The 14,955-nt window shown below is 39.1% G+C and carries 12 protein-coding genes; 4 read left to right on the top strand and 8 right to left on the bottom strand.

Going from position 1 to position 14,955, the window contains the following annotated elements:
* Positions 1–29: 29 nt before the first annotated feature.
* Complete coding sequence (gene trpS / locus H4O18_RS03085; RefSeq protein WP_187581620.1) at positions 30–998, top strand: tryptophan--tRNA ligase; 969 nt, start codon at positions 30–32, stop codon at positions 996–998.
* A gap of 65 nt (positions 999–1,063) precedes the next feature.
* A complete protein-coding gene (locus H4O18_RS03080) occupies positions 1,064–4,816 on the top strand; it encodes a carboxypeptidase-like regulatory domain-containing protein (RefSeq protein ID WP_187581619.1) in 3,753 nt (1,250 codons plus the stop codon).
* Positions 4,817–5,002: 186 nt separating this feature from the next.
* Here the strand turns inward: H4O18_RS03080 and dprA are convergent, their stop codons facing one another.
* Complete coding sequence (dprA, locus tag H4O18_RS03075) at positions 5,003–6,106, bottom strand: DNA-processing protein DprA (protein ID WP_187581618.1); 1,104 nt, start codon at positions 6,104–6,106, stop codon at positions 5,003–5,005.
* Between the two features lie 104 nt (positions 6,107–6,210).
* Between dprA and H4O18_RS03070 the strand changes: the two genes are divergently transcribed.
* Both H4O18_RS03070 and H4O18_RS03065 read left to right on the top strand, forming a co-directional pair.
* Positions 6,211–7,158: an HU domain-containing protein gene (locus H4O18_RS03070; RefSeq protein ID WP_187581617.1), complete on the top strand. Its 948-nt coding sequence runs from the start codon at positions 6,211–6,213 to the stop codon at positions 7,156–7,158.
* Positions 7,159–7,215: 57 nt separating this feature from the next.
* Positions 7,216–7,728, top strand: coding sequence for an acyl-CoA thioesterase (locus tag H4O18_RS03065; protein WP_187581616.1), 513 nt, complete (start codon positions 7,216–7,218; stop codon positions 7,726–7,728).
* Here the strand turns inward: H4O18_RS03065 and H4O18_RS03060 are convergent.
* The 7 genes from H4O18_RS03060 to atpG all read right to left on the bottom strand — a co-directional run bounded on the left by H4O18_RS03060 (position 7,725) and on the right by atpG (position 14,861).
* Positions 7,725–8,561, bottom strand: a complete 837-nt coding sequence (locus H4O18_RS03060) for an aldo/keto reductase (protein WP_281387221.1) — start codon at positions 8,559–8,561, stop codon at positions 7,725–7,727. The genes H4O18_RS03065 and H4O18_RS03060 overlap by 4 nt on opposite strands.
* A 10-nt stretch (positions 8,562–8,571) precedes the next feature.
* A complete protein-coding gene (locus H4O18_RS03055; RefSeq protein WP_246473916.1) occupies positions 8,572–9,774 on the bottom strand; it encodes a murein hydrolase activator EnvC family protein in 1,203 nt (400 codons plus the stop codon).
* Between the two features lie 43 nt (positions 9,775–9,817).
* Positions 9,818–10,603: a lipoprotein insertase outer membrane protein LolB1 gene (lolB1, locus tag H4O18_RS03050; RefSeq protein WP_187581614.1), complete on the bottom strand. Its 786-nt coding sequence runs from the start codon at positions 10,601–10,603 to the stop codon at positions 9,818–9,820.
* A gap of 4 nt (positions 10,604–10,607) precedes the next feature.
* Complete coding sequence (locus H4O18_RS03045; RefSeq protein WP_187581613.1) at positions 10,608–11,507, bottom strand: tetratricopeptide repeat protein; 900 nt, start codon at positions 11,505–11,507, stop codon at positions 10,608–10,610.
* A 216-nt stretch (positions 11,508–11,723) separates the two neighbouring features.
* The gene (dut, locus tag H4O18_RS03040) at positions 11,724–12,158 is read right to left on the bottom strand and encodes a dUTP diphosphatase (RefSeq protein ID WP_187581612.1); all 435 of its coding nucleotides are present in this window, start codon (positions 12,156–12,158) and stop codon (positions 11,724–11,726) included.
* Entirely contained in the window at positions 12,155–13,618 is a 1,464-nt protein-coding gene (locus H4O18_RS03035) for a lipopolysaccharide biosynthesis protein (protein ID WP_187581611.1), read from the bottom strand. Before H4O18_RS03035 ends, dut begins: the two co-directional genes overlap by 4 nt.
* A 382-nt stretch (positions 13,619–14,000) precedes the next feature.
* On the bottom strand, positions 14,001–14,861 hold the full coding sequence (gene atpG / locus H4O18_RS03030; RefSeq protein ID WP_187581610.1) for an ATP synthase F1 subunit gamma: 861 nt from the start codon (positions 14,859–14,861) through the stop codon (positions 14,001–14,003).
* Positions 14,862–14,955 lie beyond the last annotated feature (94 nt).

The raw sequence follows: 14,955 nt of genomic DNA, 5'->3' as shown, positions 1-14,955 counted from the left end.
TACCTTTGTCCTTCCTTATAAATAAAATAATGGCAAGAATCTTAACAGGTATACAAAGTACAGGGACCCCTCATCTTGGGAATATATTAGGAGCAATTATCCCGGCGATTGAAATGGCCAACAATCCAGAAAACGATTCCTTTCTCTTTATTGCGGATATGCACTCGTTAACCCAGATCAAGAATGGGAAGGTACTACGGAACAACACCTACGCCGTGGCCGCTACCTGGCTGGCATTTGGTTTGGACATAAATAAGACCGCCTTTTATAGACAAAGTGATATTCCACAGACCGCAGAACTTGCCTGGTACCTCAGCTGTTTTTTTCCATACCAAAGATTAACCCTTGCCCACTCTTTTAAAGATAAGGCGGATCGACTGGATGATGTGAATGCGGGCTTGTTTTTCTACCCCATGCTTATGGCTGCGGACATACTTTTATATGACGCCCAGATAGTTCCGGTTGGCAAGGACCAAATGCAGCATTTGGAAATGACCCGTGATGTTGCCTCTAGGTTTCACGCACAATTGGGGGAAACCTTTGTAATGCCAGATGGAAAGGTACAGGAAGAGACCATGTATATCCCCGGTACAGATGGCTCAAAAATGAGCAAAAGCAAAGGGAATTTAATTAGCCTTTTTCAAACCGACAAACAATTGCGCAAACAAATCATGGGCATCCAAACGGACAGCACTCCCATGGAAGACCCTAAAGACCCGGATACAGATAACGTATTTGCCCTGTATAAAATTCTAGCTTCGGAAGATCAGGTGGCAGAAATGAGAGCAAACTATATAAATGGCAACTATGGCTACGGACACGCCAAGCAAGCGCTATATGAAGTAGTACTGGAGCGATTTGGTGAGGCAAGGGAAAAGTTCGATTATTATATGAACAACTTAAATGAATTGGATGAAGCCTTGGCCGTTGGAGCTGAAAAAGCCAAAAATGTGGCCGATGGGGTTTTGGAAAGAGTAAGGACCAAGGTTGGGTATTGATTTTTGGGTGACTTCCAACAAATTAAATTTTTACTTCGTAACTTGATGCTTCTATCATTGAAGCGATGGCTCGAATTTCCAATTATATTCTAATTTCCGCAATTTGGTTATGTACTGTTGTCCTATTTGCCGTTCCAAAAAATCCTTCGGGTGTTTCCGTTAATTTATCGTCTTCAGACTTAACCCAACAACTGGAAATAAACGGAAGAGTTATTGACCAAGAAACAGGACAAGCCATCCCTTTTTGCCATATAGGAATTACTTCTTCGGCTTGGGGGACTGCAAGCAATGAATTGGGCGAGTTTGTAATAAAGGTAGATTCTCTACCCGCCAAACTCATATTTACCCATATAAACTATAACAAGTACATAATTGAAGTTTCCCAAACTTCCGACCTAATAGTTGAGCTAACGCCCTTTAACAATGTATTGGAAGAGGTTACTGTAACAGCGTCCAAAAAGGAAGCATATGGCGTGAACCTAGCTAAAAAAGCATTTCAAAAAGCCTATAACCAAACTACTAAACCCAACTACGGCCGAGCCTTTTATAGGCAAAAATCGAAAAATGGGAATGAATACTCCGAGTTTTCGGAAATTATCTATGATATACGCTATAATTCAAGAGGAATAGAGGATTGGGACATTATTGAAGGCCGATATGCATTAAAACCAGGAGGGCTTCACAATAGGAACTACACACTTTTAACTCGATTGATTTCTCCGTTCCAACCCGATACTGAAGAGGTTATTTTTCCAATGCACCCCGCTTTGGAAGTCTTTTATGACATCCATATCGTTGAATACATAGAATCCAGCAGCGATAAAATTGCGGTATTAAAGTTCAACCCAAAAAAAACGATCAACACCCCAACCTTCGAGGCGGAGGTGTACATCAACCTAAAAACCTACGACATCCTTAAAATTACTGGCAGGCTTTCCCATGACGATTTAAAATTTGTTCAACTCGTGAATAACAACAACAACTCATGGAAAAATTACAATATCTCGTTTGAAATGGCTTACAGCCCAGAAAATACAAGCAATTCCTTAATAGATTATATTAATATTGCCCAAGAATTTGACTACTATATAAACGACAATTTTGAGTTTCATACCACTTCCTCCTCAAACTTGACTTTTTTTGAAAACTACACCCCTACATCTAGAAAAAAATTGGGAGGGCAGTTCGGGAAAAATAAAACTGACTGGCAAAAACTCGACGAAATAGGTTACAACGAAAAATTCTGGGAGGACAATCCCATTGTAAAAAGGACACCGGTAGAGGTAGAAGTAATAACCTCCTTTGCAAAGGTTGGTGCTTTTGGTTCCATATTCCTAAACAGCAAAGATCAAGTGGCACTAATGCAATCCAATTTAACCAATGATCCATTTATTGGAGATTTGGGAGCATCGGTTAACCACTACAATAATAATAACCCAGTGGAAAAAGTTTTTCTGCATACGGACAAGGAATTATTTGCAACAGGTGAAAGCCTATGGTTCAGCGCTTATACTGTTTTGGGGAGCTATCATCAATTTTCTCTAGGTAGTAAGGTGCTTCATGTAGATCTGATTGGTCCGAAAAATGAAATTGTGCTTTCCCAAACCCAAGAAATTGTAAATGGTAAGGCCACTGGTAATATGGATTTACCCAACAACCTTCATTCGGGCAATTATCAATTGCGTGCCTACACCAATTGGATGCGAAATTTTGATCACGATTTCTTTTTCACCAAAACAATACAGGTATTCAATGACCTTAGTGCCCCGATAAACGCCATACAAAAAGAGGATAAAATTGATTTGCAGTTCTTTCCTGAAGGTGGGCACCTGGTTGCCAATTTAGTTGGACAAGTAGCATTTAAGGCAATAGGAAATGACGGTCTAGACAGGAATATAAAAGGTCAAATTGTAGATTCGCAAGGGAAATTCATTGCTGCCTTGGCCACGATAGATAGAGGGTCCGGTTTTTTCAATCTTAAACCACAGGCAGGAGAAAAATATTCGGTCATCCTTGAGGATGGCACCAAATTCCCACTACCTAAAGTAATGAGTGAGGGATATGCAATAACGGCATACAACGTAAATCCAAAAAGCATTCAAGTAAAAATTCAGGCCTCGGAACCTCTGAAAGAGCAATCATTTTATGTAGTTGGCCATATAAACAATAAAAAATACTATCAAGGTAAATTTAATTTTGAAGGTGAACCTACCGTAAATTTTGAAATTCCTAAAAGTAAAATGCCTAGCGGAATCATGACACTTACCCTTTTTGATTCACAAAAAAAACCGTGGAGTGAACGTATCGTATTTATAAATAATCAGGATGAATTGGTAATAAATGCCAATTTAAGTCCTAAAAAATTTAAGGATAGAAGTGAAATTACCATAGATGTGCATGTATCCGACACCGATGGCAGGCCTGTTATGGCAGAACTATCCATGGCCGCCACAGACGCAGATCAAGGTTTAAAGAGTCCAAATTCTGCGAACATTTTAACACATCTTTTATTGCAATCGGACATTAAGGGCCATATTTCCGCGCCCGGACTTCTTTTTCTCAACCAGAAAAAAGCAACCCTGCACGCCCTGGATTTGGTAATGCTGACCCATGGCTGGCGAAAAATCCCATGGCCTGACATTAAAGAAGTGTCAAATTCCAGCAAAGAGTTCAATTTTGTGAAAGGGCTTACCATATCTGGAATTGCAACAAGTCTAAACAACAAGCCTTTAGCCAACACCCATTTAACCATAATTGCTAAATCTGGGGAGCAATTGGGCATGCTTTCGGCAAAAACGACTTTGGATGGAAGTTTTACCATATCAGATTTTAACTTTAAGGATACTACCAATATTGCCTTCAATGCCTTTGACACCTCTGACAGCCCCTTTGACGTAAAAATTACCTTAGACGAACAAGAAACTACACTCCCACCACCCCGGTTTATGAATTTGCCTTTCCAAGCCGAAAGGTATAAGCAAATTCCCCATCCACAAAGAAAACCCGTTCCGGCGTTCGATATAAGTAAAACAACAAAACTTGACGAAGTCATTATTACTGAAAAAAAGATGGAAAAGTCTAGAAATGCCTCGCCATCCGTTTATGGACAAACGCCAGATGCCTCACTGTATATGGAGGATAATAAATCAGCCCAAAGTGTACTTGATCTGGTAAGAAGATTTGCAGGGGTAAGTGTAAATGGCAATACAGTGAGTATTAGAAATGGAGGCTCCCCTTTATGGGTTCTCAACGGTGTGCCCGTCAACAATGATAATCCTTCAGCATCATCCCAAGCTAGGACCATCCAAAGACAGAGTTCTTCCACTGACCAAGGCGCAGGAAGTGCTGTTCCCGTAAATCTTTCTTTATCCATGGAGCAATCAATGGCGGCAGGACCCGTTCCTACGTACATTGCTACCATGGATACTTACGCCGTTGAAAGAGTGGAGATTCTAAAAGGGCCCTCAGCAGCCATTTATGGATCCAGAGGGGCCAACGGGGTCATCCTTATATACACAAAAAGAGGAGGGGCTAAAACTATTGCTCCTGCAGTATCCCCAGAATTTGCCATTGTGGGCCATGCGCCTGAACGAGAGTTCTACTCCCCAAAATACAATGTTACTTTAGATGAAAATAGTGCTCCGGATAACCGTGCCACCCTCTATTGGATCCCTTCATTTACTACGGATAAAAATGGCAATGCAAGACTCCTATTTTACAATTCGGATAATGCCAAACAAATTCAGGTGCATATAGAAGGATTATCGCTATACGGAACTCCCGGAAATTACCTTCAATCCTTTGGTCTAAAGGATTAAATTACAATAGCCAATCTTTAGCCCTCTCTAATAAACGAAAAAACCACCTAGTCGGTTATGGTCTCCTTTTGACCAAGCATTTTTTAAAAAACCAAGTTCTTAAGCTGTCTTTTATCGACAAATAACCTCATTTTAAGAATTATAGCAACAATTAAAAGTTTTAGAAACCAATGAGTCGGTCAAATCTTAAATGGCCTCGAACAATTTACCTGGAAGTGGCCTCACTACTCCCTTCATTTCCATATTCAATAGTGTGGAGGACACCTTAAAAATGGGAAGCTTACAATCCAAGGCAATACTGTCTAGCAATTGTTTACCTCCCTGCTGTAAATAATCATATATTTCCTTCTCAGTATCATCCAGATCTACAAATAATTGTTTTTGTATGCTTGTAGGTTCTTTTTCCTTCAATTGCCATCCCAACATATATATCAGATCTGCTACAGAAGTAAGCATATGAGCCTTCTGCTGTTTAATTAGATTATTACAACCACTGCTGTATTTATCCTGGGTTCGCCCGGGAACTGCAAAAACATCCCGATTATAACTGTTGGCAATATCGGCCGTTACCAAACTGCCACCTTTTTCAGCGGATTCCACTACAATGGTAGCTTCGCTCATTCCCGCTATAATCCTATTTCGCTTTAGAAAATTTTCCCTGTCGGGCTGACTTGTACTCCAAAATTCAGTAAAAAACCCACCATTTTTATTGACGTCAGGAACATATTTTTCGTGAATTTTTGGATAAATCTGATTTAAGCCATGTGCCAAACATCCTATTGTTTGCAAGCCATGTTTTACCGCGGCCTTTTGTACACAAATATCCACTCCGTAGGCAAATCCACTAACAATAATGGGATCCAAAGGTGCCAATTCCTCAATGAGCTGCTCGCACAAAGCCGTACCATAACTAGTAATATTCCTGGTACCTACAACGCTTATTATTTTTTTGCGGTCAAGATTTATGTTCCCTTGGCTAAATAGTAAGATAGGACTATCTATACAATGTTTTAAATAGGATGGGTAACTATCATCCATAAAATAATGGAGATCTATTTCCTGTGTCCTTAAAAATTCATACTCCGCTTCTGCAGCCTCCAAATGTTCCAAGTCCATTAATCCCTTAAGGGTACCAGAACCAATTCTATCAATTTTTAATAAATGACGCATTTTATCCTCAAAGATTGCCGATGGATTACCACAGTTTGAAATTAATTTTTTTGCGGTTGTGTCACCAATATTTGGAACGTTCTGTAAGCGTAGAATAGCAATCATTTCATCTCTAGACATTTATGGAAAGAGCTTAGTTGTTCACAAAATACATAAATTATAATGTTAATAAAAAGTTATGCCAAGAGTTTTGAACTTGTGTTATTTTTCCAATCTTTGTTCCTATGGGAACCGAACATTACATAGCGGAGCTGCTTTATAGATACAATTGTGTAATGGTGCCAGAATTTGGCGCTTTCTTAACACAGATGAAATCTGCCGTTATCAATGATGGCACGAATTCCTTTTACCCTCCTTCGAAAGTACTTTCCTTCAACGAGCAACTTACTTCCAATGATGGATTGTTGGTTTCTTATATGGCCGACGCAGAAAAGATGTCTTATGAAGACATGCAAAAACAAGTAGCCGCAGTATCCTTGAAGTGGAAAAAACTTTTAAAGGAAGGAAATCGTTTAAGTCTACCCAACATTGGTGAACTCTGGTTGAACAAGGAAGGGAAAACCCAGTTTCAACCATCCTATCAAGTAAATTACCTAACATCGTCCTTTGGTCTATCCACCTTTGTTTCTACCCCAATTTCTAGGGAAGTTTTAAAAGAGGAAGTCATTGAATTGGAAGAAAAAATTCCTTTTATGATTACTCCCGAAACTCGTAAGGAATCTACCATTAGACCTTATTTAAAGTATGCAGCGGTTGTATTGCTGGCTATTGCTACGGGATTTACGGGGTATCGCTTGTATAATGAGAACGAGTCCAACCAAGAATTGGTAAGACAAGAGGCCCACCAACAAGTTTCAAAAAACATTCAGGAAGCTACTTTTTTCAATACAGCACCCTTAGAATTGCCCGCAGTTTCATTAAATGTCATTTCAACCAAAAAAACTGGTGTCCACCAAGTTATTGCCGGTGCGTTTAGAGTTCAGGAAAATGCTGAAAAAAAGGTACTTCAATTAAAAGAAAAAGGATATAATGCATCTTATTTAGGGGTCAACCAATATGGTTTGCATATGGTTGCCTACGGCAGTTTTGATGACGCCAACGAAGCCCTAAAATATTTGCGGGAAATTAAACTTTCTGAAGCGCCCGAAGCTTGGTTGCGTTCCGTAAAATAATTCCTTCCCTACTTTTTAGCTTAACAATACCAATGTATCTTTGCCCAAAATAAATTTATGGAGCCCAAGACGCCCAGTGAATCGCGTACATTAATGACCGATATGGTCCTACCAAGTGAAACAAATCCTTTGAACAACCTGTTTGGAGGGGAATTGTTGGCCAGAATGGACCGTGCCGCCAGTATTGCTGCAAGGCGACACAGCAGACGAATTACGGTCACCGCTTCCGTGAACCATGTAGCCTTTAATCAAGCCGTACCCGTGGGAAGTGTCGTGACGGTCGAGGCAGCCGTTTCTAGAGCTTTCAGGACCTCAATGGAAGTGTTTATAGACGTTTGGATGGAAGACCGATTTAATGGCGAGAAATCTAAAGTAAACGAGGCCATCTATACCTTTGTTGCTGTGGACGACAGTGGGAAGCCAACCGCTGTTCCTGAATTAAAACCCGAGTCTGCATTGGAAATACAGCGATTTGAAGCCGCCTTACGCAGAAAACAGCTTAGTTTGGTGCTTGCAGGTAAGATGAAGCCCAAAGATGCCACTGAACTCAAGGCCCTTTTTATGAACTAAAAGTCGAAATTATTGGGGTCGGGACCAAATCGTTTTCCGCGATCTAACTGATCCAATTTTTTGACATCCTCTTGGGCGAGTTCGAAATTAAAGATATCGGCATTCGCCTTTATGCGTTCCTTTTTCGAAGATTTTGGAATGGTAACAATCCCTTTTTGTAAATTCCAGCGTAACACGATCTGGGCAATGGTCTTATGGTATTTTGCGGCCATACTTTTCATTATGTCCAATTCAAAAATATGCCCTTGCATTAAAGGCGACCAAGCCTCATACTGAATGGTATTTTTATTGCAAAAATCAATTAACTTCTGTTGTACCAAATATGGATGAAATTCCATTTGGTTAACCATGGGAACATATTTGGCAGAAGAAAGCAAATCCTCTAGATGATCTTGCATAAAATTACTTACACCAATGGCCCTCACCCGCTTCTGTTCATACAAATATTCCAAAGCGCGCCATGTGTCTTTGTATTTGCCCTTTACCGGCCAATGCACCAAGTAAAGATTTAGATAATCCAAATTTAACCGTTTTAAGCTAGCCTCGAAGGCATTTATAGTGCTGCCATAGCCCTGATCGCTATTCCAAACCTTACTCACTACAAATATATCTTTACGATCAACACCGCTTTCCTTAATCCCTTTACCAACCCCTTCTTCATTTTCATATATAGAAGCAGTATCTATGTGCCGATATCCTTCTTCCAATGCCCATTTTACGGCATTGGTCACTTCTTTACCATCCTCGCTCAAATAAACGCCTAAACCAAGATATGGCATTTTAACACCATTGTTTAAAGTAAATGTTCCTTTTAAATCGGTTAAATTTTTCAATTGATTTAATTTATAATTGATAAATCCACTCTTCGGGATTAAGTCGAGTAGTATCCTTATAGAGATAAAACTTTAATTGGGTAGTGCCACTGGATTTGCTGGTGTATATATCCCCCAAATCCGACTTTATATTTACTTTATCACCTTTCTTTACATAAACTCTGGAGAGGTTGTAATAAGTGCTAATATAATTTCCATGTTTTATTTGCACCCCTTTATTGCCACCGGGAACGGAAAGTATGGCGATAACTTCCCCTTCAAAAATAGACCTCGCCTTGGAACCCTCATCAGTGGCAATAATAACTCCGTTACTTTCGTGCTTTATCCCAGGATATACGGCATCACTATAAACACCGAAACCCTGTCTTTTAATTCCCTTTTCTACGGGCCAAATGAGTTTTCCTTTGTTGGCTGAAAAATTATTGGCCACAATGGTCGCCTCTGGGGTCAAAACAAACTTGCTGCTACTTGCAGAGCTGGTATTGGTAGATTTTCCGGCAGCCTTATTGGATGCCGCAATAGCACTTCTAATCAAACTTTCTATCTGCTCATCGATCCTCTTGGCCTCCTTCTTTTTCTTATCGATAGCCGCTGCATATTTACTTTCATTCTGGCGTATACTTTTAAGTAATTCCTTTTGGGATAGAATCTCCTTGTACAATTGATTCTTGATCTGCGTATTTTCAGTTACTAATTTGTCTTTCTCCTTACGCTGGTCCGAAAGATCTTTGTTCAACTGGGTAAGCTCGTCTGTTTTGGCCACAATTTGCTCTCCCTGCTCCTTTCTATACTGGGTATATTGCTTCATATACTGAAAACGCTTGAACGCCTGAAGGAAATTCTCTGAGGATAAAAGAAACATTAATCTACTTTGTCCAGATTTGTTCTGATAGGATTTCTGAATCATATTACCGTATTCCTCCTTAAGAAAGGCAAGGTCATTTCGGAGTTTTCCAATGTTCCTGATATTGGTATTTATTTGTCTGTTAAGTAAGTTGGACTGCTGATTGGTAACCCTGATCAATTGTTGGCGGACGTTAATTTTTTGGTCCATAGCCTCCATTTGTTCCAAGACATTTCCCTTTTCCTTTTTCTCGGCAAACAATAATCGATTAATCTCAGATATTTCCTTTTGGAGTTGTTCCCGTTTGGATTCCAATGCCTTCTGTTCATTGGTCTGGGCCAATGCAACATTGCCCAATAGAATGAACATAACTAAAAGAAAATAAACTATATAAGAATTCTTACTTCCCATATTAATTTAATACTATTTCTTTAAAACCATTTGGTATGTTATAAGGAAAATTCAATGCTCTATTGAACTCCATATTTCTAAATTCGACCGTAATATTGTTAGTATGGTCGCCATCCAGTGCCGTAATATCTATCTCTCCAGGCAAAATCCATTTATTAACTTTTTGATAGTTCTTATAGCTAATTTCAAGCAAGCGTTTTTCCCAAGGTTGGGATAACTGTTGGGTGACCATTTTATAATTCACGGGTTCTATTTGAAACAACGTTTTAAATAAATCACCAGCCTTTTTAGGCTTTAATTGATAATTGTCATTGGAGATCGCCACCGTATATTTTTCCTCCCTTAAATCGAAAAGAGCCTCTCCCAAAAGAAGATTTTGTACTTTTTGAAAATCAAGATCCGTTCCCAACAATTGACTTAAATAAGAGAAATTTCCGTCAAAAAATTCGTTGTCCATTTTATTATAAAAAGACACGCGCTCAGGGGTAATGTACGCCTTTACGATACCCAATGGAGCACTTAGCCATATTGCTTTATCCTTTTCCATTCTTAGGCTTACACTAACACTCTGGGTAGTCTCGCCATCCGAATAGTCTATTCTCATCTTACCACTTAAAGTCTTAAAACTTAAATGGGAGTAATAATGGTTCCTAATGACGGCCTTTGCCGACAAATTCTCATCCACTGCACCGCTTTTGACTATGTTGGTGGACTTACACGAAACCACAACAACTACAAAAATGCAAAGCACGGCCCATTTTTGAAGTTTATTAATACTGTTTATCATAGTTTTATGACCCGGATTTAATTTTACTAAGATACATATTTGCCTTGGAAGAATTTCCCAAAGCATTGTTAGCATCCACTAATTCTTTATACATTTTATTCGCAAGTTCAAGGTCATCCAATAAATAATCCAATCCCGATTCCAAAATGGCAATGGCCTCCTTATATTTCCTTGCCTTGTTAAGAGCAAGTCCATGGGTGTAATAAAAGTAGGGTTGGGTAGGAAAGCTTTCCATAGCTTCCTCACTTACGGATGCAGCACTCTTAAAGTCGCTCTTTGCCAAAAAATCCTCGATAATGGATTCATGATTTTTTATAGGGTTTTCCTTTTCTATTTTTAACACCAAAGTATCCCCTTCATTTTCAACTACTTCCTTAGCTTTAATGGAATCATTAATTTTTGAAGTCAGTTGCTTTGAAAATGGCGACACTTTCATACCGTTAAGTATTTTTAAGGCATTATCATAGTTCTGTCGCCCATAATAAATCAGTGCTAGATTTTCCCTTAGCTTGGGATCATTATATGGAATTTCATCCTTCACCATATCTATGGTGGCTCCTTGACGTTGTACTATCTCCATCAAGGTATTCAAAACCCAAAAATTATCCGGCCTGGCGTTTAAAGCGGAAATACCATATTGCTGTGCTAGAACAAACTGTTTTGAAGCCAAATATGCCTTTGATAATTCGTGGTCGATCACTGAATTATTTGGATCCAACCGTTTACATTCCAACAGGAGGTTTGCTGCCCTGTCATAGTTCTCTATTCCCTTTTGCTTTAACGCTTCAAAGAATTTTTCTTGAAACTCATCGGTATATTCCTCTAAAAAAACTTCTGAGCTTTCCTCTGCCTTCAACTCATTTTCCTGGGCGCAAATAAGTTGTGGGATTAAAAATAATCCCATGGCAAAAAGTAATATGCAAAAGTTTCTGATCATATCGAAATATCGCTCTAAATGGAAAACAGACTTAAGCCTCAATGCAAATAGAAAGCCTCCAACCACAAATATCCAAACATCATTATTGTCCACAACAGCAAACAATTCTTAAAGATCGGATAGGCAAAGGTTCATTAAAATTAATGATAAAGCTAGATTCTTCCTTGTTTTGGTAAAGAGAATTTATTTTACCCCCGTACTGCCAAAGCCTCCTTCACCTCTTGAGGTTTCCGAAAGCTCCTCGACCTCGATCCACTCCGCTCTTTCGTGTTTGGCAATGACCAACTGGGCTATGCGCTCGCCGTTTTCAATAGTAAATGCTTCATTGGATAGGTTTATCAGGATTACCCCAACCTCTCCTCTATAGTCCGCATCAACCGTGCCAGGTGCATTTAGCACGGTAATGCCCTTTTTCGCTGCCAACCCACTACGTGGCCTTACCTGGGCCTCAAAACCTATAGGAAGCTCCAGGAAAAGCCCAGTTTTAACAATGGTTCTTTCCATGGGTTGTAATACTACGGACTCGGTAAGGTTGGCCCTTAAATCCATCCCAGCAGAAGCCAAGGTTTCATAACTAGGTAATACGTGAGCCGATTTATTGATAATTTTTATAGTCATTTTCTTAAAAATATTTGTTTGAGTTTATCACTTTCAAGCCGATACACAATGCCCAAAAATAAAATAAAGAATATACTGCCAATAATTAAATTACGATCGAAGACATAAAATGACAGCATGGAAAATAGGATTGAGACCCCTAGATAAAAGATAATTTTTCTATGGTTGTACGGAATAGGGTAATACATCCTTCCAAAAAAGAAGGAGAGGATTACCATGGATCCATATGCTACTAAAGTAGCGACAGCAGAAGCCACATATCCAAAATACGGAATAAATGCAAAATTAATAATAATCGTCAGTACGGCCCCGATCAGTGAGATAAAGGCCCCAAATTTAGTCCGGTCCGTAATCTTGTACCATACCGATAAGTTGTGATAGATCCCCAAACAAAAACTGGCCAAAATAATAATGGGCACCACAGACATAGCCTCCCAATAATCCGAATTGGGAACGATGATCAGTTTAAGCAAATCTGCAAAGACTACAACAGAAAGTAAAATGACACTTCCCAGGATTACAAAATAATTTGTGATCTGCGCATATGCTTTTTGCGGGTTATCGCTTTTGGAGTGACTAAAAAAGAAAGGCTCTATACCCATCCTAAAGGCCGTAGCAAATAGGGTCATAAACAATGTGAGTTTATAACAAGCCGAGTATTTTCCAATCTCGCTTTCGGCAATATCGTTTGGCAAAAGCCAATCCAACATAATTCGATCAAATACTTCATTGATGGTAAAGGCAATACCTGCAATTAAAACAGGTGCAGCATATTTCATCATGCTCGTCCATATTAGCCTGTCGAAAACATAGGGCCTTCTTAAATAGAGGCGCAACATTAATAAAAGAGTTATGCCACTAGCAATTAGCATAGAAATGAATATGTAGGAGATTTCAAAGTTAGGCTTGTAAAGGCTACTTAAAAGTGAATCTGGACTGCTTTCTGCCATTATTGGAAGAACTATTAGAAAAAAACAATTCAATCCTAAGTTGATTATCACATTGGCAATCTTGACCAATGCATATCGCATTGGTTTTTCATTGGCCCGTAACCACGAAAAGGGAATAATTACCAAAGCATCCAATACAAGAATTAATATCGCATAGGTGATAAATTGTGGATCTATGTCACTTACAGCTGAAATAGCCCCTTTAAATATAAAAGCTACAAGCATAAAAATAAAGGACGAGGCCCCAATAGATATTAAGGAGGTGGTTACAACCGTTTTCTTGTTCAGAGTGGCATCGTGGTAAAAACGGAAAAAAGCCGTTTCCATACCATATGCCAGTAGCACATTAAAAATAGCAAACCAGGCAAAAATAATGGAAACCTCCCCGTACCCATCGGTAGGTAGAACAGTGACATATAAAGGCGTTAAAAGAAACGATAGCATTCTGGGCAATACCGTAGCTAAGCCATAGATAAACGTCTGTTTAAATAATTTTTTAAGTGGATTCAAAGAAATCTATGAATTAGCTTTAAAATTAGGCATTTAATCAATGCGGGCAAAGTTAGTTAATTAGCTTATTCGGTAAATAGCGATTCCAAATTCTTTATAAATATAAAAGCCCCACATTCCTGTGAGGCCTTATATAATTTTCCTTCCCCAAAAAAAAAGGGAAAAATAGATACTACTTAGTTGTTCAACGCTTCCGCATTGTTGAAATTTGGCTTCGCTTCCGCTGCGCCCAATCGTTGCCCACTTCGCAGTTGACAAATTTCAAAACCTAACGGTTTTTTAATTGTTCAACGCTTCCGCATTGTTGAAATTTGGCTTCGCTTCCGCTGCGCCCAATCGTTGCCCACTTCGCAGTTGACAAATTTCAAAACCTAACGGTTTTTTAATTGTTCAACGCTTCCGCTCCACCAACAATTTCTAAAATTTCACCGGTTATAGCGGCTTGTCTTGCTTTGTTGTAAGTAAGTTTTAACTGATTTCTTAAGTCAGTTGCGTTGTCCGTTGCCTTGTGCATAGCGGTCATACGGGCGCCGTGCTCACTGGCAAAAGAATCGCGTATACCTTTATACAATTGTGTTTTCAATGATTTAGGAATCAATTGTTCCACAATCTCTGCTTTCGAAGGCTCAAAAATATAATCGGCCGAAGAATTGGCTCCGCCTTCTACAGGAACAATCGGTAAAAATTGCTCTGTCATCACTATTTGTGTAGCCGCATTCTTGAATTTGTTATAAACAATATCAATTTTGTCATAGGCTCCTGTGGTAAACAAATCCATTAATTCCTCGGCAATGACAGCAACATTATCGAACGTTAAATCATCGTAAACCGCACTATGGTTGGCAATAACCTTGTTCTTTTTCTTTAAAATATCATTTGCCTTTTTACCAATAGCAACAAAATCTACTTGTTTGCCCGCATAGGTGCTGTTGGCCAAAAGAACACTTTGTTTTAAGATGTTCGTATTAAAGGCACCACATAAACCACGGTTAGAGTTTATAGCAACGATCAAAACCTTTTTTACTTCACGATTATCAGCAAACTTACTTCCAGAATCTGAATCCAGACTAGCGCTTAGACTTTGCAATAGCTCCGATAATTTATCAGAATAAGGACGCATTGCGGTAATGGCATCCTGGGCCTTCTTCAACTTAGCGGCAGATACCATTTTCATGGCACTGGTAATCTGCATCGTTGAAGATACCGAAGCAATTCTATTTCGTATTTCTTTTAAATTGGCCATAGGCTCCACTTAAGCTCCCCAAGGAGAGGAATACTGTGTTATACAATCATTTATTCAATTCTTTTCAGTTTTCCATATCTGGAAAACTGAAAAG

Source organism: Arenibacter arenosicollis (assembly GCF_014397245.1).
Classification (GTDB): Bacteria; Bacteroidota; Bacteroidia; order Flavobacteriales; family Flavobacteriaceae; genus Arenibacter; species Arenibacter arenosicollis.
Note: the sequence above shows the minus strand (reverse complement) of the source record. Positions and strands in the feature narration are given on the sequence as shown.

Bases quoted from the DNA above. Each gene is read 5' to 3' on its own strand.
- trpS (WP_187581620.1), top strand. From the start codon at position 30: ATGGCAAGAATCTTAACAGGTATACAAAGTACAGGGACCCCTCATCTT.
- H4O18_RS03080 (WP_187581619.1), top strand. From the start codon at position 1,064: ATGGCTCGAATTTCCAATTATATTCTAATTTCCGCAATTTGGTTATGT.
- dprA (WP_187581618.1), bottom strand. From the start codon at position 6,106: ATGTCTAGAGATGAAATGATTGCTATTCTACGCTTACAGAACGTTCCA.
- H4O18_RS03070 (WP_187581617.1), top strand. From the start codon at position 6,211: ATGGGAACCGAACATTACATAGCGGAGCTGCTTTATAGATACAATTGT.
- H4O18_RS03065 (WP_187581616.1), top strand. From the start codon at position 7,216: ATGGAGCCCAAGACGCCCAGTGAATCGCGTACATTAATGACCGATATG.
- H4O18_RS03055 (WP_246473916.1), bottom strand. From the start codon at position 9,774: ATGTTCATTCTATTGGGCAATGTTGCATTGGCCCAGACCAATGAACAG.
- lolB1 (WP_187581614.1), bottom strand. From the start codon at position 10,603: ATGATAAACAGTATTAATAAACTTCAAAAATGGGCCGTGCTTTGCATT.
- H4O18_RS03045 (WP_187581613.1), bottom strand. From the start codon at position 11,507: ATGGGATTATTTTTAATCCCACAACTTATTTGCGCCCAGGAAAATGAG.
- dut (WP_187581612.1), bottom strand. From the start codon at position 12,158: ATGACTATAAAAATTATCAATAAATCGGCTCACGTATTACCTAGTTAT.
- atpG (WP_187581610.1), bottom strand. From the start codon at position 14,861: ATGGCCAATTTAAAAGAAATACGAAATAGAATTGCTTCGGTATCTTCA.